Origin of the sequence: Acinetobacter sp. PK01 (genome assembly GCF_022819285.1) — a bacterium.
GTDB lineage: Bacteria > Pseudomonadota > Gammaproteobacteria > Pseudomonadales > Moraxellaceae > Acinetobacter > Acinetobacter tandoii.
Genome location: NZ_CP094643.1, coordinates 2,945,129 through 2,964,842 on the forward strand (window position 1 = coordinate 2,945,129; position 19,714 = coordinate 2,964,842).

Below are 19,714 nucleotides of genomic sequence, written 5' to 3' on the forward strand. Positions count from 1 at the left end.
AGCCTGCTTTTACAATATAAAAAACCCTTCATCTGTGAAGGGTTTTTTTATTTAATTCCGACAACTATAAATATTTTAAAAATGGTATCTGCTTATTTTGATGCTTAAATTTAGAAAACCAGTACATCAATGGATAAAGCACGATGCACAGGATAATCGCAATCCACCAAAGGGTGGAGACCTGATTTACCCCAAAATAGTCGCCATAATTCTGTCCCCAAAGCGCCACGGCAACCACATACAGTAGTTTTAAAACAAATAAATGCACAATATAAAAGAACATCGGTACTGAACCATAAATAATTAAGGGATGCACCCATGCTTGCTGTTGCACTTTTTCCAATGCTACAAGCAGTAACAGCCCCAAGCCAACATTCCATAAAATAAACAATAAGGACGGCGGATACTTGGTCAGGTTAAAAAAACTCATTAAAGTTTGCAGTGGCGTCGACATCTCTAACCATGCACTATCACCATATACATTCAACATTCTCAGGATTACAAATCCAACAATGCTGGCACAGCCAAATACCCATAAATATGTCGTTCTTCGTTGTGGCGTCATCTGCGCTTGAAAAATAGTTGCCCCAATAGAATAACCCAGCAAAATTACCCCAATCCAAGGCAGTACAGGATAAGAAGTACGAAGTTTGAGGAATTCCCCCCATTCAATCCAACCACGCTCATGTAAAATCAACCAAATCGGCTGTAAAATTGGCATTTGTTGCAAAGAAACCTGATCCAATAGGTTATGCCCAAAAATAATCAATACAGCAATCAACCACAAAATTCTCTGTGGCAACCCAATCAGCAGTGCTAAAACAATCATGCTGATACCAATTGCCCAAATCACTTGCAAATAAATCACGTGCGGTGGGAACTGTCCTGTCCATGCAAAATTGATCACCAATAATTCGAGTATCACTAAAAATAAACCACGTTTAAGCAAAAATTCTCGCGTCATACTCAAGCTGTTGTGTTTCGCTTGATATAAATACGCCGATAATCCCGTCAAAACCACAAAAACAGGAGCACACAAATGTGCCAAAATTCGGCTAAAGAACAAACTGGCTTCCGTTTCCTCAATACGCATTGGATCGGGAACTTGATGGTGTAAATAAAAGGTTTCACGCACATGGTCGACCATCATAATTAAAATGACTAGACCTCGCAGCGCATCAATCGCCTGTAGGCGTTGAGAAAGTGCAGACATGAGCAAATGAATAGGTATGTTATAATATTACATATACTATTCAATTTTAAGCCCAAAATAAACCTAAGCGCACTATTTAGCACGCTTAAATTTTAAGAAAAATTAAATAAAAAATGATTTAAGGGCGAATTTCTTTGAGCTCACGGCGAATAAAATGCTGAATCATTTCCCGATAAATCTGTTCAATTAAGTCTGGATCAGTGCCCTGTTGTGCCGCCTGTTTACGAACTTTAGCAATCACCTGTTCAACCCGCTCTGGCGATTGCACTTCATGTTCAGTGCGCTTAAAACGCACCGCCTGATCGACATAAAACTGTCGGGTCGTAATTAATTCAATCAGGTGCTGATCAATCAGATCAATTTTATCTCGAACTTGCTCGAGCGACTCACATTTCTCTTTCTGCATTAGTTTTATCTTCTGGTGTTAAGCTGGAGTAATCCGCTTCATTTTCAATTTTATATTTTTCTTCTAACACATTACTGAAAATACTTTCAATCATCCAGACCCGATATAAGCTATTAAAGGTATAACTTTGCCCATCTATCCGTAATTCGAGTACCGGAAAATCAGGTTGTGACTTCATTTCACACAGGACATCGTTTTCTTTCAACTTGGCTTGAATATCCTCTTGCTTTACTTCCTGCAACTCTAAGCCCAACTCGCGTTGTAGCTCTTGATAGTGCGCCTTAAAGGACAAATCTTTGCCTTGGGTCCATACCGCTTGCAAAATACGGTGCATGGCTGCAATCCGCTGCTCTTCAGGCACACGATAATACAACTGTGCCATCGCATACGTGGCTTCTTTAGTCGGACGACAAAATGGGGTAAATGCCACTTCTGTCCGTTTAGATAAACGGGTTGCCAAGCTCCAGTCAAACCAGTCTCGCCCATGATAACTGAGTGGGTACACAGTCAACTGAATATTATAATAATCTGCCAATTCCTCTTTAATATAGGCCAATAACAGCCATGAAACTGGGTCTTCTAACGCAATATATAAATCTAACTCTGGATCAAGTGCTTGAATTTCATTTAGTTCTTCTGCATCACTAATTGAATGCTCGCGCCATTCAATATGATTGATGAGAAAAATCGGATTGCCTGTCAGTAATTTTTGTTGCTTTAAACGGCGGGTTAGACGCAGCAGATCATCTACTGCATGATATTTACGGTCTGAAAATTCAAAATAACTGGCAAGGACGGCATCATCATTAAATACCCGCTCTGGAAAGTGCTGTTCTTGATGATGTTTACTCGCCATGGCATATAACGTGCGCAACTTGCCATACTGCTTCTGCCACAGCATATGAAACACATCTTCGAGTAAATAGAGAAAATCCTGACCTTGTAGCGGAGTATTTCTTAAAATAGTTTCCGCCTGCGCCAAGGCTTCTTGTGACGGCTGTTCAGGGGTTTCGTGGAAACTGAATCGGTGCTGTTTCGATAAAATCTGCGCATCATTCAGACAATAGTGTTGCCATTCTTGCGCCGACATCTGATTCGGTGGCTCGGGAGCTTGACTGGAAATAATGACTTTGAGAGGTTTAAGTTCATCACTCAAAATTTCTTCTAATTGTGGCAACTGCTGCACAGCCAAATAGCTATAAACATCGTCTAAACGCAAATGAATATTGAGCCCATGCTCCGTAGGCAATACCTCTTGACGAGTTGGTTTTTGATAAAACCATCTCGATCGGATCGGATCAAACCAACGGCGTAACAGTGACATGAGTTGCCTCTAATGTAAAAAGAGCGAGTGATGTTGTTTCCAACCCGCAGAAAATGACCAATATGGTGAACAGAATGTCTTAAAATACAATAAGTCTTGAGCAAAACGTAACATAATTCAAGACAAAATGTTCAATCCTTCCCGATAGCTTACAGTTCTAAATTTAAATCAGTCACTGCACCCTTTTCGGCTCCGGTGGTCAGTTTAGCAAACTTCGCTAGCGCACCGTGGGTATAATTCGGTTTTGGCTTGACCCAACGGTTTTGCCGTGCAGCAATTTCTTGTTCAGAAACATGCCAAGTCATTTCCCGTGTTTCGGCATTAATCGAGATACGATCTCCATTCTGAACAAGACCAATTGGACCACCTTCATAGGCTTCAGGGGTCACATGCCCAATCACAAAACCATGACTGCCTCCAGAAAAACGACCATCGGTAATCAGCGCCACAGATTTGCCCAGACCTTTACCAATAATTGCTGAAGTCGGTTTCAGCATTTCTGGCATACCTGGTCCGCCTTTAGGGCCTTCACCACGGATCACCACCACCTCACCTGCTTGAACTTCACCATCTAAAATGCCACGCATGGCGCCAATTTCACCTTCAAAGACCCGTGCTGGCCCTTCAAAATACAAGCCTTCTTTGCCTGTAATTTTAGCCACAGCACCTGTTGGAGACAAATTACCCTTGAGCACCACCAAGTGAGAGTCTTTTTTAATCGGGGCATCAAACGGTAAGATAATCTGTTGACCTTCGGGGTAGTCTTCAACCTCGGCTAAATTTTCCGCCAAGGTCTTTCCTGTCACAGTTAAACATGAACCATCGAGCATGCCAGCATCCAACATCCGCTTCATCAGTGGTTGAATGCCTCCAATCGCAATCAGCTCTGACATCAGATATTGACCTGAAGGACGTACATCTGCCACTACGGGAATATCTTGCCCGATACGAACAAAATCATCCAAACTCAGTTCAACCCCAGCGGTATGTGCCATCGCCAGTAAGTGCAGCACCCCATTGGTCGAACCGCCCAAGGCAATCAGCACTTTAATTGAGTTTTCAAACGCGGCTTTGGTCATGATATCGCGCGGTTTAATATCTAAACGCAGCAAATTCATTACGGCTTCGCCTGCTTTTTGACAGTCGATCCGCTTCTCATCAGAAACTGCTTCTTGTGCTGATGAACCAGGTAAACTCATACCCAAAGCTTCAATCGCAGAGGCCATCGAGTTTGCAGTATACATACCGCCACAGGAACCCGGCCCCGGTAGCGCGACTTCTTCAATCTGTTTGACTTGAATCGCACTGATTTCACCTTTGGCGTGTTGACCCACAGCTTCAAAGACAGAAATCATGTCGGTATGCCCTGCACCCGGCTTGATTGTCCCACCATAAACAAACAAACCCGGACGGTTTAAACGCGCCAACCCCATGATGCAGCCAGGCATGTTTTTGTCACAACCACCGATCGCAATCACCCCATCATAGGCCTGACAACCCACCACGGCTTCTATCGAGTCTGCAATAATTTCACGGCTCAACAATGAATACTTCATGCCTTCAGTGCCGTTAGAAATGCCATCTGAAATGGTGATGGTATTAAAAATAATGCCTTTTCCGCCTGCCTGATTGACCCCTTTTTCGGCTTCACGTGCCAAACCATCGATGTGCATATTACACGGCGTGACATTGGCCCATGTCGAAGCAATACCCACAAAAGGGCGAGTAAAGTCAGAATCTTTAAAGCCTGTGGCACGCATCATGGAACGTGCAGGCGCATTTTCAATGCCTTCATAAACGGGGGCTGAATGTTCGCGGATATTCTCTTTACTCATTGTATTTTTCCTTGGCGGTGGCTTCGTATTGCTCTACGGTCTTGGCAATTTTGTCTATTTTTAGTCTATAGAAAGTAAGCGATACATGAAAGTACAATGAGGCTTTCGAGTCAATAACCGCTAATCTCTTAATAGTCTTAATATTTTTATCCTGAATCTATCCTGTTGTTGAATACACGGAAACGTCATCCGCAACCTGAGCAAGAATAAAAGCATTGCTTTTATTTGCAGCGCAAGACGAAGTAGTTGCCTATTAAATGGACTGTTTTTTCAAGATATTCTTTTAGATGCCGAAAATAAACAGGTTTTGCGGATGACCAATGGTTTTGCCTACTTTTGCCGAAACAAAAGTAGGTCGAACCGAAGGTTATAAACCGCAATTTGAGCCACACCTTTAAGATCCCATTGTGCTGAACCAATAACTTTTAAATAAAAAAGCACCCCAAAATGGAGTGCTCTTTCTAATCGGTAAAAAACTACAAATTAAATTTCACGTACTGCGCCTTTTGAGGCACTGGTGGTATGCATCGCATAGGCTTTTAAGGCTTTAGACACTTTACGCGGACGTGGCTCAGCAGGCTGCCAGCCTTTGGCTTCTTGTGCTTGACGGCGTGCTGCCATCGTTGCTTCGTCCACAGCCAAGTGAATCGTACGGTTTGGAATATCGATTTCGATACGGTCACCATCTTCAACCAAACCAATCGCACCACCTTCAGCAGCTTCAGGCGAAACGTGACCAATCGAAAGACCAGATGATCCACCTGAGAAACGACCATCGGTAAGTAAGGCACAATCTTTACCTAAACCTTTCGATTTTAAATAACTGGTTGGATACAACATTTCTTGCATCCCCGGACCACCACGTGGGCCTTCGTAACGAATTACCACCACATCACCTGCGGTAATTTTCCCACCTAGAATCGCTTCTACCGCAGCATCTTGACTTTCAAAAACACGTGCTGTGCCGTTGAATTTCAAGATGGAGTCATCCACACCTGCTGTTTTCACAATACAGCCTTCAAGGGCAATGTTACCGTAAAGAACCGCCAGACCACCATCTTGAGAGAAAGCATGTTCAGCATTACGAATAACACCGTTGTTACGGTCACCATCTAAACGAGAGTAGTAACGGTCTTGTGAGAATGCAGTTTGCGTCGGTACACCACCCGGTGCTGAACGGAAGAATTGATACACTTCTTCATCTTCAGTACGGATGATGTCCCACTTATCCAAGGCATCTTTTAAGGTTTTTTCATGCACGGTCGGTACAGACGTATCCAACAAGCCTGCACGGTCTAATTCACCCAAAATTGACATGATACCACCTGCACGGTGTACATCTTCCATGTGCACATCTTGTTTTGCAGGGGCAACTTTACACAAAACAGGCACTTTACGTGATAAACGGTCGATGTCAGTCATAGTAAAATCAACTTCTGCTTCATTCGCAGCAGCCAATAAGTGAAGAACGGTATTGGTTGACCCCCCCATTGAAATATCAAGGGTCATGGCATTTTCAAAGGCTGCTTTGGTCGCGATAGAACGTGGAAGAATGCTGTAATCTTCTTGCTCATAATGGCGTTTTGCCAGTTCAACAATCAACTGACCTGCTTTTTCGAATAATTTTTTACGATTTGCATGTGTCGCCAAAGTTGAACCATTGCCTGGAAGCGATAGGCCCAACGCTTCGGTTAAACAGTTCATTGAGTTTGCAGTAAACATACCCGAACATGAACCACACGTCGGACAAGCTGAACGTTCATATTCAGCCACTTCTTCATCAGTGAAGCTGTCATCTGCCGCGACAATCATGGCATCGACAAGGTCAATCGCATGTTCATTACCACGAATTTTGACTTTACCCGCTTCCATCGGCCCGCCAGAGACAAACACCACAGGAATGTTCAGGCGCATAGAAGCCATCAACATGCCTGGGGTGATTTTGTCACAGTTCGAAATACACACCATGGCATCAGCACAATGCGCATTGACCATGTATTCCACAGAGTCTGCAATTAAGTCACGTGAAGGCAATGAATACAACATGCCATCGTGTCCCATCGCAATCCCATCATCGACTGCAATGGTATTAAATTCTTTTGCTACACCGCCTGACGCTTCAATTTGACGTGCCACAAGTTGACCTAAGTCTTTAAGATGCACATGACCAGGCACAAATTGAGTAAAAGAGTTGACCACCGCAATAATCGGTTTGCCAAAATCTTCATCTTTCATACCTGTTGCACGCCATAAACCACGTGCGCCAGCCATATTTCTTCCATGTGTTGATGTTTTTGAACGATAATCAGGCATTTGCGTTTCCAACAAAGTTTGTGCTTGATATGAATCTGCGATTCACTCTGGCTAAATAAGACTGATGGATCATCTAGAATCAGTCGAAATATAGGCAACATCATACTACAGCGAAGTGTTTAACAGACAACCAGCATTCAACTTTCCTGCATTCAAACAACACAGGCTATATTCCGACACATGATCTCAAAGAAAGCTTTAATGAAACTACTATAAACCGAACACAGCAGATTAAATACAAAACTTTCATGAATATTTTTTTAATTTTGCATAACCAAAAGTTTTAAAAGACCGATACCCTTGCTATTTTTTGCATCGCATATTCAACAATACTGTGATTGTTACCGCGCATATTGTAGATTCGGCTTGGCGTTGCTTTTGACATATAATAGACGAAAGTTTCTATGGAATTTGATGTGTGAAAATCATCTTTGCCGGTACACCTGAATTTGCTGCATGTGCTTTGGCAGCGTTACTCAAAACAGAACATGAAATTGTTGCGGTATACACCCAACCTGACCGCAAAGCGGGTCGTGGTCAAAAACTGACTGCTTCAGCAGTCAAACAGTTGGCATTGGAACATGATTTACCCGTATATCAACCTTTACACTTCAAATCTTCCACTGAGGAAGGCCTAGCTGCACAACAACAATTAAAAGATTTAAATGCCGATGTCATGGTGGTTGCCGCTTATGGTCTCATCTTGCCCCAAGTGGTACTCGATACGCCTAAATACGGCTGCCTGAATATTCACGGTTCATTGTTACCACGTTGGCGAGGTGCTGCACCAATTCAACGTGCAATTGCCACAGGAGATGCTGAAACGGGTGTGACCATTATGAAAATGGCGGCAGGCCTAGATACGGGCGACATGATGTACAAGACTTACTGTCCGATTGAAGCAACCGATACCTCAGCCTCATTGCATGACAAACTGGCGCTACAAGGAGCAGAAGCAATTGTTGCCGTGTTGCACTCTGAACAAACCTTACAGCAATATTTTGCTGAGCGTGAGGTACAAGATGAAGCGTTCACGGTCTATGCACATAAACTCAGTAAAGCTGAAGCGCAAATTGATTGGTCACAAGATGCGATAAGCATTGACCGTAATATCCGTGCTTTTAACCCTTGGCCCGTGGCATTTATTCCACTCGATGAACAAAATAACTTAAGAGTCTGGAATTCTGTCTTATCACCTGAAACGACAGAAAAGACTCAAGTGGGTGAAATTATTGCGATTGATAAACACGGTGTACATGTTGTCTGTGCCAATCATACCGTCATCATACTCACAACTTTACAATGGCCAGGCGGTAAGCCACTGAATGCTGTACAAATTTTACAAACCCAAAAACTGAATATTGGACAAATTTTATAATGAAACAATCTCCCCACGCCTCAAGTAAGACTTTAAACTTACGTGCTCAGGTTGTTAAAACGTTATTGGCTGTCCAAAATGGTCAATCACTGGCATCGGTGCTTCAACAACACATGGCTATTGTGTCCGACAAAGACCGTGCCTTGTACCATGAATTAGTTCTTGGTTGTTTACGCCAATGGCACGCATTGAAACAAGTGACGTTACCATTGCTGTCTAAACCACTTGAAAATCAAGTGGTTGAAACCTGTTTATACGTAGGTTTATACCAATTGCTGTGTACCCGCGTTGCAGCGCATGCGGCTATTTCTGAAACGGTAGATGCAGCAAAACAATTGGGTATGGAAAGCTTAAGCGGTGTGGTCAACGCCATTTTGCGTCGTGCAACCCGAGAAACAGAACAGTTCTACGATGTTTTAGAACAAGCATCGAATTTGCCAAGCTGGTTATCCAAACGTTTGAAAAAAGACTGGGGGGAGCAACTGGCTGAAATCAGCTATGAACTAAAACAAGTTGCCCCCCTAACCTTGCGCGTCAATACCTTACAGGTCAGCCGTGACGAATATTTAGAAATCTTAGAAGATGAAGGCATTGAAGCACATGCATGTGAACTTTCTAATGTCGGGATTGTGCTTGATGAGAGTATTCATGTGCCTAGCCTTCCTGGTTTTGAAGCGGGTGGTTTTTCAGTACAGGATGAACATGCACAACTCTGTGCAACCTTGTTGCCCGACTTAAATGGCAAATTTGTGATTGATGCCTGTGCAGCGCCTGGGGGCAAAACAGCACATATTTTAGAGAAATATCAGCCGAAAAAACTGATCGCCCTCGACCAAGATGAAAAACGCCTAAAACGTGTCGCTGAAAACTTAGAACGTTTGGCTTTAAGCGAAGAGTCTGTAGAAATTATTACAGCCGATGCTGTGAAATGGACATCACCTGAACTTGCAGATTGTATCGTCCTCGACGCACCTTGTTCAGCCATTGGCGTGATCCGCCGCCATCCAGATATTCGTTTACTGCGTCAATCGAGTGATATTGCCCAAACAGTTGAGCTACAAAAGAAAATTCTTGAAAATATGTGGCAGCAACTCAAAGTAGGCGGCACATTGCTATACATTACCTGTTCAATTTTAAAAGCAGAAAATGAACAGCAAATGGTCGATTTCTTTGCCAAACACACTGATGCGAAAGAAATTAAAATTAATGCTGATTGGGGGATTGAGCAGATTCATGGTCGCCAATTGTTCCCACAAATAGGGCATGGCGATGGTTTTTATTATTGCTTAATCGAAAAAACCGCCTAAAACTTTTCAGGAAAACAGAAACGCTCGTTTCTGTTTTTCACTCTCTCAGCTAACTCACATACTTAAACATCACCAGACTCAGTGCCAAACATGCCATGCCTGTAACTAAACCATAGACTGTTTCATGCCCTTGCGCATATTTTTTGGCCGTCGGGAGCAGTTCATCTAAGGCCAAATACACCATCACCCCACCAATAACGCCAAATACGGTGCCATATACACTAAAACTTAAATACGGTGCCAAAAGAAAATAACCAAGCATTGCACCTAAAGGTTCAGCAAGCCCCGAGACCAAACTGGCAATTAATGCTGCACTTTTTTTCTGAGTTGCCATATAGACTGGCAAAGCAATCGCAATTCCTTCAGGAATATTATGAATACCAATCGCTACCGCAAGCGGTGCCCCAAGTGCTGGACTTTCTAAAGTCGCAAAAAAAGTCGCTAAACCCTCTGGCAAGTTATGTGCCGTAATCGCGAATAAAGTCAACAATCCTGTGCGTAATAATTGTTGTTGATTAATGCCCTGCACACTTTGGTTTTCAATGGTTTCATGAGGGTTGGGAATACAACGGTCAAGAATTAAAACTAAAATCACACCCAGCAATAATGATAAAGTCCCAAAGGCATAGCCCGTTTTATCATCAAAAGCCAGACTAAAAGAATGAATGGATTTATTTAAAATTTCTGTCAAAGAAACATAAATCATCGCCCCTGCGGAAAATGCCAATCCAAACGAGAGAAAGCGATAACTCGGCTGTTTAAAGAATACAACCAAAATACCGCCCAGAACTGTCGCCAGTCCTGCAAGCAAGGTCACGCCAAATGCAACCCACACCTGATGCGGTAATAAGGTGTCCATAAAGTGATGCTCTAAATAAGAAAGCCACTATCTTAAATGATAATGGCTTTCATTTGCATATACTTGGTATTTACTGAAACAAATTATTTACAACGTGTGCTGATCTTTCACTTCGTCCAGCACTTCATCCAATTCTTCAGGGTTTTTCATCAAATGGAGAATCGACAATGCCAACCCGCCCCAGAGAAATACCATTGAGATAATCATCATTATGATAGCTTTAGTATTCATTCTGCTTCTCCTAGCGATCTTTGATTTTACTGAGGATAACGGCAACCACAGCGCAGAAAATCACACTGCCCCATCCAAATACGCCTTGTAAGCTCATACTATAAGTATCATAACCATTTTGAACTAGATTAAAAATAGTCATGGTCAAAGTCGTTAACAAGATGAAAGATGTAATGACTGTTAAAGTAAAGTCCCAGCCCTTGCCCAACTGAATGGTTGAAATGCGGTTCACATGATCACGGAGCTCAATCAGCGCAGAACGCTTGAACCATGCAATACTGATAATTGATATTAAAGCACCACCGATAATCCCGATGTTGTTGATAAAGTGGTCAATGATATCTACCAACTTAATCGCATTTACGCTAGAGAATAAAAAGATCGAAACTAGCGCGCTACCGCCACCAATAATCGATACAGCTTTTGGACGGCTCCATTTTAATTTGTCTTGCATGGCTGCAATTGGAACTTCCAAAATACTCACCATAGAAGAAATACCTGCTACAAATAGCGAGGAGAAAAATAGAAAACCAAATAAATCTGCACCAGCACCCAAGCTCGAAATAATTTTCGGGAAGGCAATGAAAGCAAGACCAATACCACCACTCACGACATCTTTAACGTCTGTACCCGCAGCATGTGCCATAAAGCCCAATGCAGCAAAAATACCAATACCCGCTAAAATTTCTGTTGAAGCATTGGCAAAACCAACAATCAATCCAGAACCCGTTAAGTTGGTTTTCGGTTTTAGATAAGATGAATAAGTCACCATGATCCCGAAACCCACTGAAAGTGAGAAGAAGGTATGACCGTATGCTGCTAACCATACCTTATAGTCCATCATTGCAGACCAGTTCGGGGTAAAGAATGCATTTAAACCTTGAGCTGCACCTGGCAAACGTAAAGCTTGAATCACCAAGAAAGTGAACAATACGAATAACAAAGGCATAAAGATTTTATTCGACAGTTCAACCCCTTTCTTTACACCACCAAACAAGATGATCAGAGTCAGTGCCCAAATACCTACAATTGGCCAAAACAAATGACTAACAAACTGTAAATCTAAGCCTGTTGCCTTTGTGGTTTGTAAATAAGTATTGAAGAAGAAGCTTTCTGGATCATTGCCCCAGGCTTGACCAATCGAGAAGTAAACGTAACTTCCTGCCCAAGTGAGTACGCTGGCATAGTACAAGCCAATAATGATACACACACAAACTTGCCACCAACCGAGCGTTTCACCTCCTTTAAATAAAGCGCGATACGCTTTTGGTGGAGAGTTATTGCTACGATGCCCGACAGCATAGTCTAAAAATAACAGTGGTAACCCTGCAGTAATTAATGCAAGTAAATAAGGAATAAGGAACGCACCGCCACCGTTTTCATAAGCAACGTAGGGGAAACGCCAAATATTACCTAAACCAACAGCCGAACCAACAGCTGCAATAATAAAACCAGATCGTGACGTCCAGTTTTCACGAGAATCTGCCATGAAACACACCTAAATCTTGGGGTAACTTTTATTGCTGCTTGTTATACGGATTAATATGGCTAGCAAAAAAGTACCATTCAAAAATATTTTTGTTGTTTGATTTAGCTTCCACCTTTTGGGTGTTTCGTTCTAAATTGCAAACAGATGAAATGCACACAAAATCTTGGTTAAAGTCTTTCGGATTGTTTTCACCTCTTAATCATTGAACAATACTCACTTTTGTTATTTTTTGCTGTAATTTCTGGATGAAAGTTCGTCCTTTTGTATTCTATTTTTAATCAATTGATCAAAATATAGCTCTTTTTTTATCACATTTTTTAAAATAGATTAACAAAGCCCAAAATGCAAGATTTTTAAAATACTGGAAAATTCCCTTAATTTATTGATTATTTTGTGCCTACATTTTATCTATCTAAAAATTTTTTAGTTGAGTACAGTGGTTTAGCATCATAATTACACACTAAACTCCAAATTTTAAAATAAATTTATGATTTAATTAAGTTTTATGTTAAACCTCCCACAAAACTCTAGCTCAGTTCAACCAAAGTAAAATTCAAAATCTAAAAAGATGTTTGTCACTCACAATCATTTTTATACCTAAATCAGAAATCTGCTGCTAGCCGATTCATCATTATCTGCACTTTTATGTAAAAAAGCACTTTGACTACTGTTTCTTTTTTCGCATCGCTATATCATGCTCTGAAATACAACCAAATAGCTCTTGTTTTAAGCATTTTTTAACACAAACACACAACGCAATTTAGGATAAAAGCATGAAATTAACACAAGCAGGATTACTGGCATTAGGCGTAGGTTTGAGTGGCTTAGCTCAAGCAGATTTAGTCGCACTTAAAGGCGATATCAGCTATTGGGCATATGATGGCCATGCCGAAATGAACAATACAGCCCCTTTTTCAAAGGAAAAACTAGATAATGAAGGTGCAGTCCAATTTTCTGTCGCTTTAGAACACCCAGTTCCAATTATTCCAAATGCCAAAATACGCTATGTTAATTTAGACACTCAAACAGAGAAAAGTGTTGCAGGGCAATCTAATTATGCAGTTAACCTTGATCACGCTGACTTCATTCTCTATTACGAAATTTTAGACAATGTTGTTGATCTGGATATTGGTGCAGGTGCGACCACTTTGAATGGTGATATCACCAATTTTGCAGGACAACGTACCAGTATTGATGAAACCTATCCGATTATTTACGGTACAGTCGGTGGTAAATTACCATTTACGGGTTTAAGTGCGAAAGCAGAGCTAACCTATAGCAACTTTGATGATGCGCAGTTAACCGATGCTTTGGCGGAAATTCAATACAACTTTATCGATAACATGCTTGTCGATGTTGGTGTAAAAGCAGGTTACCGAATTTTCACTGTTGATTTAGATGACTATAACCGTAATGACATTAAACTTGACTTCAAAGGTCCTTATATTGGTTTAGATGCACATTTCTAATTTCTGAAGTGCCCCTAAAAAAAGCTGAATGTAAACATTCAGCTTTTTTTTATTTTTCCGTCGATCCAGTTAAGACGTGGCATTAAAACTGGCATGATATTGAACATTACCTTGTGGAATTTCATTTTCAAATGTAAGTGCCTGAAAATACTCGGCAGGAACCCCTTCCAATACCAATAGACTCAGGGGCCGAAAGCCAAACCGTGCATAATAATCAGGCTCTCCCAACACCACACACCCTTTTGCCTGCTGCTTTTTTAACTGGGCTAATGCAGTTTCAATTAAATCTCGACCAATGCCTTGCCTCTGAAATTCAGGTAAAACTGAAACTGGGCCTAAACCATACCAACCTTCTTTACCTGATGAAATTCGCACAGGAGAAATCGCAACATGTCCAATGATCTGCCCATCAAGTTCGGCAACTAGAGAAATACTGAGTTGTCCTGACTGTCGTAATGCACGCAGGATAAATTGCTCATGATGATCGCTATAAATAGCCGATTCAAATGCCTTAATCGTCAAGTCTTCGATGTGATCAACATCTTCAGGTTGCTCAGCTCGAACTGACCATACAGACTTTTTATTTTGCATAAGCACCTCAATATTCAAATTCTTTGTGTACGTTTTTACTTACAGAGAACAACGATTTTTACGTCTATATACATTCCTTATTTCCTTTTATTATAAAAACATAGAGAAACAGGAAGTTTCTTTAAATAATAACAAAGATTGCAGGAAGCGCTGTAATTGACAGGAGTTGATTACATCAAACCTTATACAGAAAAGCCCTGTCAGGATGATTGGGCTTTTCTTTTATATCAACAGTAGAATTCAGAATCTAAATAAACCAAATCGGGTAAACATTACAGAATGCTTCTATTCCTTAAAATAACTCGTATTGACTCCCTATATTGCACTACCTAACATCTTAAATATTTTAATCACATCAGGAATTTTATTTTGTTGCACGTGCCCTCTCTAAACCATTTAGCCACATTGAAACCATCAACCGGAATGAAATTCGGCATTATTGCGTTAAGTATCTTCATGATCACAGGCTGTTCAGGTTTAGGCGGTGGCTCTTTAGAAAAACGTGCAGCAAAGCTATCTACTGGTATTCAAAAGGCATATGCCGTTGACTCAACCACAGCAAACCGCGTTGCACCGATGATTGTGCAAAGTGCAGAACTACATCAGGTCGATCCTTTACTGATTGCTGCCATGATTCGACAAGAGTCGAGTTATCGTAACTATGCAGTTTCACCCGTTGGTGCTGTGGGATTAACTCAAATTATGCCGATGTATTGGCAACAAACTTGCCCTGGTGATTTATTCGAAGAAGCCAATAATATCAATTGTGGCACCTATATTTTAGCCAAATACAATGAATCTGCTGGGAGCTGGAAAAAAGCCCTTGCCTATTATAATGTTGGACCTACAGGCTATGAATCGAGTTGGAAAATGCGCCACCAAGGGAAAAAATATGCAAAACAAGTGAAGCAGCATGAAGATAAACTTAAAGATTCACTTTAAACTTTGATTTTAAGTATTTAAAAGCCCAACTTAAGATGGGCTTTTATCACAAAGCTATATTTACAAACTTTTTAAATACGCAATAACATCTTTATTTTCAGCCATTTCAGCTAATTCAAGTGCAGTATATTCTGAGCGATAATCGATTCTTGCACCCTTACTCACAAGTAATTTAACTACATCTAAATGATCATTCTCCGCCGCAGCTTGTAGTGCACTATAACCCTCTTCATCTGTCTGATTCGGATCAGCACCATCTAATAACAACTGTTCGACTTGCTCAAAATCACCTAAAGATGACCAATAAACAGGTTCAGGGAGATGGAGTTCATCATCATTTTCAGGAATAGGAGTAAAAGAATTGAGTTCCATTAGATTTACCTTTTTATTTTAACCTTCGAATCCTCTATTAAAGCTTAAATTTTTAGAAGCATCTATATAGATTCAAGGACAATCATATACTTCAACCAGATAAGAATCTGATTAACAATTTATTGTGTGATTTCTTAAGATTTATAAAAAATAGCAAGCCAGATGGTGATTTGGTTAGGATCCGTCTGAACCACTTTGTGTTTAACGTGTGCAGGAATATTGATGTAATCGCCCGTGGACAACTCACGTTTTGAACCGCCCTCAAATTCTAGTATTGCTTTCCCTTCAACAACCATGACCCATTCATTCTCATCCTGATCATACCAACCTTTATCAGGAGAGCTATGTCCTTTAGAAACAATACGCTCTATTCTTATGGTTAAAGCATGAATAATCTCTTCACTTACTTCTACGCTTAGATCTTTTGGCAGTGAATCGAATATATTAACTGAATTCATTCTTATAGATTCGTCTTATGTAATTTATCCAATTATATCTTATCCATCTATTCATTATTTTCCATATAAAAAAACACCCCCTTCTTATTAGAAGGGGGTGTTTGAATTAATGAGCTGGCGATGACTTACTCTCACATGGGTAACCCCACACTACCATCAGCGCTAAGAGGTTTCACTTCTGAGTTCGGGAAGGGATCAGGTGGTTCACTCTTGCTATTGTCGCCAGCACAACTGTTTATGGATACTTGCTTGGTCTTAAGTTTACATTTCTGTATGTGCCAAGGTTTTTTCCAAATGAGTTATTAACGGATTAGTTAACTGAGTCGAATTTTATGTTCTAGCTTTCACTAAATCAAGTTTTTTGTTTCAGATCAGGGTTAACTGATCTTTTATGAATCGATTATAAGCTTTAAATACAACTGCTTGGGTGTTGTATAGTCAAGCCTCACGAGCAATTAGTATTGGTCAGCTTCACATATCACTATGCTTCCACATCCAACCTATCAACGTCGTAGTCTTCAACGGCTCTTTAGAGGACATAAAGTCCTAGGGAAATCTTATCTTGAGGTAGGCTTCCCGCTTAGATGCTTTCAGCGGTTATCCCTTCCGAACATAGCTACCCGGCGATGCGACTGGCGTCACAACCGGTACACCAGAGGTTCGTCCACTCTGGTCCTCTCGTACTAGGAGCAGATCCTCTCAAATTTCCAGCGCCCACGGTAGATAGGGACCGAACTGTCTCACGACGTTCTAAACCCAGCTCGCGTACCTCTTTAAATGGCGAACAGCCATACCCTTGGGACCTGCTTCAGCCCCAGGATGAGATGAGCCGACATCGAGGTGCCAAACACCGCCGTCGATATGAACTCTTGGGCGGTATCAGCCTGTTATCCCCAGAGTACCTTTTATCCGTTGAGCGATGGCCCTTCCATACAGAACCACCGGATCACTAAGACCTACTTTCGTACCTGCTCGACTTGTGGGTCTCGCAGTTAAGCGCGCTTTTGCCTTTATACTCTACGCGTGATTTCCGACCACGCTGAGCGCACCTTCGTACTCCTCCGTTACTCTTTAGGAGGAGACCGCCCCAGTCAAACTACCCACCAGACATGGTCCTCGTCCCGGATAACGGGACAGAGTTAGAACCTCAACATTACCAGGGTGGTATTTCAAGGACGGCTCCATTGGAACTGGCGTTCCAACTTCAAAGCCTCCCACCTATCCTACACAAGTAAGGTCAAAGTTCAATGTCAAGCTGCAGTAAAGGTTCACGGGGTCTTTCCGTCTAGCCGCGGGTACACTGCATCTTCACAGCGATTTCGATTTCACTGAGCCTCTGCTGGAGACAGCGCCGCCATCATTATGCCATTCGTGCAGGTCGGAACTTACCCGACAAGGAATTTCGCTACCTTAGGACCGTTATAGTTACGGCCGCCGTTTACTGGGGCTTCGATCAAGAGCTTCGCTTACGCTAACCCCATCAATTAACCTTCCAGCACCGGGCAGGCATCACACCCTATACGTCCACTTTCGTGTTTGCAGAGTGCTATGTTTTTAATAAACAGTTGCAGCGGCCTGGTTTCTGTGGCTGCCAATAGCTCAGGGAGCAAGTCCCATCACCGTCAGCAGCGTACCTTCTCCCGAAGTTACGGTACCATTTTGCCTAGTTCCTTCAGCAGAGTTCTCTCAAGCGCTTTGGTCTACTCGACCTGACCACCTGTGTCGGTTTCGGGTACGATTCCTGTGTAACTGAAGCTTAGAGACTTTTCCTGGAAGCATGGTATCAGCCACTTCACTGTACAAGTACAGCTTGCTATCAGTTCTCAGCATAGAGTACCCCGGATTTGCCTAAGATACATGCCTACAACCTTCCACCTGGACAACCAACGCCAGGCTGACTTAACCTTCTCCGTCCTCTCATCGCATTACACAGAAGTATTGGAATATTAACCAATTTCCCATCGACTACGCCTCTCGGCCTCGCCTTAGGGGTCGACTCACCCAGCCCCGATTAACGTTGGACTGGAACCCTTGGTCTTTCAGCGAACGGGTTTTTCACCCGTTTTGTCGTTACTCACGTCAGCATTCGCACTTCTGATACCTCCAGCATACTTCTCAATACACCTTCATCGGCTTACAGAACGCTCCCCTACCACTTGACTAATGTCAAATCCGCAGCTTCGGCACATAGTTTTAGCCCCGTTACATCTTCCGCGCAGGCCGACTCGACTAGTGAGCTATTACGCTTTCTTTAAAGGGTGGCTGCTTCTAAGCCAACCTCCTAGCTGTCTATGCCTTCCCACATCGTTTCCCACTTAACTATGATTTTGGGGCCTTAGCTGGCGGTCTGGATTGTTTTCCTCTTGACTACGGACGTTAGCACCCGCAGTCTGTCTCCCGGATAGTACTCATAGGTATTCGGAGTTTGCATCGGTTTGGTAAGTCGGGATGACCCCCTAGCCGAAACAGTGCTCTACCCCCTATGGTATTCGTCCGAGGCGCTACCTAAATAGCTTTCGGGGAGAACCAGCTATCACCAGGCTTGATTAGCCTTTCACCCCTATCCACAAGTCATCCCCTGGCTTTTCAACGACAGTGGGTTCGGTCCTCCAGTTAGTGTTACCCAACCTTCAACCTGCTCATGGATAGATCGCCTGGTTTCGGGTCTACACCCAGCAACTAAACGCCCTATTAAGACTCGATTTCTCTACGGCTCCCCTATACGGTTAACCTTGCTACTGAATGTAAGTCGCTGACCCATTATACAAAAGGTACGCAGTCACCGAACAAGTCGGCTCCCACTGCTTGTATGCATGCGGTTTCAGGATCTATTTCACTCCCCTCACAGGGGTTCTTTTCGCCTTTCCCTCACGGTACTGGTTCACTATCGGTCAGTCAGGAGTATTTAGCCTTGGAGGATGGTCCCCCCATATTCAGACAAGGTTTCACGTGCCTCGCCCTACTCGACATCATCATGTAAGCCCTTTCGTGTACAGGACTATCACCCACTATGGTTGCACTTCCCAGAGCATTCCACTAAAACTTACATGACTTAATGGGCTTTTCCCCGTTCGCTCGCCGCTACTGAGGGAATCTCAATTGATTTCTTTTCCTAAGGGTACTGAGATGTTTCACTTCCCCTCGTTCGCCTTGCAACACTATGTATTCATGTTGCAATACCTACCTTATAGTAGGTGGGTTCCCCCATTCAGAAATCTCCGGATCAAAGGATATTTGCCGCCTCCCCGGAGCTTATCGCAGGCTATTACGTCTTTCATCGCCTCTGACTGCCAAGGCATCCACCACATGCACTTAATTACTTGACTATACAACCCCAAACAGTCGCTAACACATACAAGTGAGTGTTATCGTTGCAAACTTAATTGCTACTGATTTGTTGTCTGTGCACTTAAGCACTGTACAGCTTCAATCTAAATTCATATACCAAAACGCTTGATTCAGTGTTTTTGCTAGTTCTCAATCAACTTAGATCAAAGAATTACTTCTTCTTTCTTCGTCATTGAGTG

At 42.3% G+C, this 19,714-nt stretch carries 15 protein-coding genes and 2 rRNA genes; 4 read left to right on the forward strand and 13 right to left on the reverse strand.

Annotation, left to right across the window (positions count from 1 at the left end; all coding sequences use genetic code 11):
- Window positions 1-64 precede the first annotated feature (64 nt).
- From MP622_RS13910 to ilvD (MP622_RS13930), 5 genes are all read right to left on the reverse strand, one after another.
- Window positions 65-1,213 (reverse strand): heparan-alpha-glucosaminide N-acetyltransferase domain-containing protein, encoded by a 1,149-nt coding sequence (locus MP622_RS13910; RefSeq protein WP_243791449.1) that lies wholly within the window; start codon window positions 1,211-1,213, stop codon window positions 65-67.
- Window positions 1,214-1,331: 118 nt separating this feature from the next.
- Window positions 1,332-1,619 carry a chorismate mutase gene (locus MP622_RS13915; RefSeq protein ID WP_243791451.1) on the reverse strand — a complete coding sequence of 96 codons (288 nt, stop codon included), beginning with the start codon at window positions 1,617-1,619 and terminating at the stop codon, window positions 1,332-1,334.
- Window positions 1,600-2,943 (reverse strand): hypothetical protein, encoded by a 1,344-nt coding sequence (locus MP622_RS13920; protein ID WP_243791453.1) that lies wholly within the window; start codon window positions 2,941-2,943, stop codon window positions 1,600-1,602. Before MP622_RS13920 ends, MP622_RS13915 begins: the two co-directional genes overlap by 20 nt.
- A 149-nt stretch (window positions 2,944-3,092) precedes the next feature.
- Window positions 3,093-4,778: a dihydroxy-acid dehydratase gene (ilvD, locus tag MP622_RS13925; protein WP_243791455.1), complete on the reverse strand. Its 1,686-nt coding sequence runs from the start codon at window positions 4,776-4,778 to the stop codon at window positions 3,093-3,095.
- 483 nt (window positions 4,779-5,261) lie between these two features.
- Window positions 5,262-7,091: a dihydroxy-acid dehydratase gene (gene ilvD, locus MP622_RS13930; RefSeq protein ID WP_243791456.1), complete on the reverse strand. Its 1,830-nt coding sequence runs from the start codon at window positions 7,089-7,091 to the stop codon at window positions 5,262-5,264.
- A 418-nt stretch (window positions 7,092-7,509) separates the two neighbouring features.
- Between ilvD (MP622_RS13930) and fmt the strand changes: the two genes are divergently transcribed.
- Both fmt and rsmB read left to right on the forward strand, forming a co-directional pair.
- A complete protein-coding gene (gene fmt / locus MP622_RS13935; RefSeq protein ID WP_243791458.1) occupies window positions 7,510-8,469 on the forward strand; it encodes a methionyl-tRNA formyltransferase in 960 nt (319 codons plus the stop codon).
- Window positions 8,469-9,776, forward strand: a complete 1,308-nt coding sequence (gene rsmB / locus MP622_RS13940; RefSeq protein WP_243791460.1) for a 16S rRNA (cytosine(967)-C(5))-methyltransferase RsmB — start codon at window positions 8,469-8,471, stop codon at window positions 9,774-9,776. Before fmt ends, rsmB begins: the two co-directional genes overlap by 1 nt.
- A gap of 49 nt (window positions 9,777-9,825) precedes the next feature.
- Here the strand turns inward: rsmB and zupT are convergent, their stop codons facing one another.
- The 3 genes from zupT to MP622_RS13955 all read right to left on the reverse strand — a co-directional run bounded on the left by zupT (window position 9,826) and on the right by MP622_RS13955 (window position 12,355).
- Window positions 9,826-10,635 (reverse strand): zinc transporter ZupT, encoded by an 810-nt coding sequence (gene zupT, locus MP622_RS13945; RefSeq protein WP_243791462.1) that lies wholly within the window; start codon window positions 10,633-10,635, stop codon window positions 9,826-9,828.
- A gap of 87 nt (window positions 10,636-10,722) precedes the next feature.
- Window positions 10,723-10,866, reverse strand: a complete 144-nt coding sequence (locus MP622_RS13950; RefSeq protein ID WP_016165722.1) for a methionine/alanine import family NSS transporter small subunit — start codon at window positions 10,864-10,866, stop codon at window positions 10,723-10,725.
- Window positions 10,867-10,876: 10 nt separating this feature from the next.
- A complete protein-coding gene (locus tag MP622_RS13955) occupies window positions 10,877-12,355 on the reverse strand; it encodes a sodium-dependent transporter (RefSeq protein WP_016165723.1) in 1,479 nt (492 codons plus the stop codon).
- A 773-nt stretch (window positions 12,356-13,128) separates the two neighbouring features.
- Here MP622_RS13955 and MP622_RS13960 point away from each other — a divergent pair.
- Window positions 13,129-13,824 carry a TIGR04219 family outer membrane beta-barrel protein gene (locus MP622_RS13960; protein WP_243791464.1) on the forward strand — a complete coding sequence of 232 codons (696 nt, stop codon included), beginning with the start codon at window positions 13,129-13,131 and terminating at the stop codon, window positions 13,822-13,824.
- A gap of 69 nt (window positions 13,825-13,893) precedes the next feature.
- Here the strand turns inward: MP622_RS13960 and MP622_RS13965 are convergent, their stop codons facing one another.
- Window positions 13,894-14,415: an N-acetyltransferase gene (locus tag MP622_RS13965; RefSeq protein WP_044739786.1), complete on the reverse strand. Its 522-nt coding sequence runs from the start codon at window positions 14,413-14,415 to the stop codon at window positions 13,894-13,896.
- Window positions 14,416-14,838: 423 nt separating this feature from the next.
- Between MP622_RS13965 and MP622_RS13970 the strand changes: the two genes are divergently transcribed.
- Window positions 14,839-15,357 (forward strand): transglycosylase SLT domain-containing protein, encoded by a 519-nt coding sequence (locus MP622_RS13970; protein ID WP_243793543.1) that lies wholly within the window; start codon window positions 14,839-14,841, stop codon window positions 15,355-15,357.
- 60 nt (window positions 15,358-15,417) lie between these two features.
- Here MP622_RS13970 and MP622_RS13975 read toward each other — a convergent pair whose 3' ends face one another.
- The 4 genes from MP622_RS13975 to MP622_RS13990 all read right to left on the reverse strand — a co-directional run bounded on the left by MP622_RS13975 (window position 15,418) and on the right by MP622_RS13990 (window position 19,513).
- Window positions 15,418-15,729 carry an ankyrin repeat domain-containing protein gene (locus tag MP622_RS13975; RefSeq protein WP_243791465.1) on the reverse strand — a complete coding sequence of 104 codons (312 nt, stop codon included), beginning with the start codon at window positions 15,727-15,729 and terminating at the stop codon, window positions 15,418-15,420.
- 134 nt (window positions 15,730-15,863) lie between these two features.
- Entirely contained in the window at window positions 15,864-16,187 is a 324-nt protein-coding gene (locus MP622_RS13980; protein ID WP_243791467.1) for a cupin domain-containing protein, read from the reverse strand.
- Window positions 16,188-16,299: 112 nt separating this feature from the next.
- Window positions 16,300-16,414, reverse strand: a 5S ribosomal RNA gene (gene rrf, locus MP622_RS13985).
- A gap of 207 nt (window positions 16,415-16,621) precedes the next feature.
- Window positions 16,622-19,513: ribosomal RNA gene (locus MP622_RS13990) — 23S ribosomal RNA — on the reverse strand.
- Between the last annotated feature and the right edge of the window lie 201 nt (window positions 19,514-19,714).

Coding starts and splice junctions, on each gene's coding strand:
- MP622_RS13910 (WP_243791449.1), bottom strand. CDS start 1,213: ATGTCTGCACTTTCTCAACGCCTACAGGCGATTGATGCGCTGCGAGGT.
- MP622_RS13915 (WP_243791451.1), bottom strand. CDS start 1,619: ATGCAGAAAGAGAAATGTGAGTCGCTCGAGCAAGTTCGAGATAAAATT.
- MP622_RS13920 (WP_243791453.1), bottom strand. CDS start 2,943: ATGTCACTGTTACGCCGTTGGTTTGATCCGATCCGATCGAGATGGTTT.
- ilvD (WP_243791455.1), bottom strand. CDS start 4,778: ATGAGTAAAGAGAATATCCGCGAACATTCAGCCCCCGTTTATGAAGGC.
- ilvD (WP_243791456.1), bottom strand. CDS start 7,091: ATGCCTGATTATCGTTCAAAAACATCAACACATGGAAGAAATATGGCT.
- rsmB (WP_243791460.1), top strand. CDS start 8,469: ATGAAACAATCTCCCCACGCCTCAAGTAAGACTTTAAACTTACGTGCT.
- zupT (WP_243791462.1), bottom strand. CDS start 10,635: ATGGACACCTTATTACCGCATCAGGTGTGGGTTGCATTTGGCGTGACC.
- MP622_RS13950 (WP_016165722.1), bottom strand. CDS start 10,866: ATGAATACTAAAGCTATCATAATGATGATTATCTCAATGGTATTTCTC.
- MP622_RS13955 (WP_016165723.1), bottom strand. CDS start 12,355: ATGGCAGATTCTCGTGAAAACTGGACGTCACGATCTGGTTTTATTATT.
- MP622_RS13960 (WP_243791464.1), top strand. CDS start 13,129: ATGAAATTAACACAAGCAGGATTACTGGCATTAGGCGTAGGTTTGAGT.
- MP622_RS13965 (WP_044739786.1), bottom strand. CDS start 14,415: ATGCAAAATAAAAAGTCTGTATGGTCAGTTCGAGCTGAGCAACCTGAA.
- MP622_RS13970 (WP_243793543.1), top strand. CDS start 14,839: ATGAAATTCGGCATTATTGCGTTAAGTATCTTCATGATCACAGGCTGT.
- MP622_RS13975 (WP_243791465.1), bottom strand. CDS start 15,729: ATGGAACTCAATTCTTTTACTCCTATTCCTGAAAATGATGATGAACTC.
- MP622_RS13980 (WP_243791467.1), bottom strand. CDS start 16,187: ATGAATTCAGTTAATATATTCGATTCACTGCCAAAAGATCTAAGCGTA.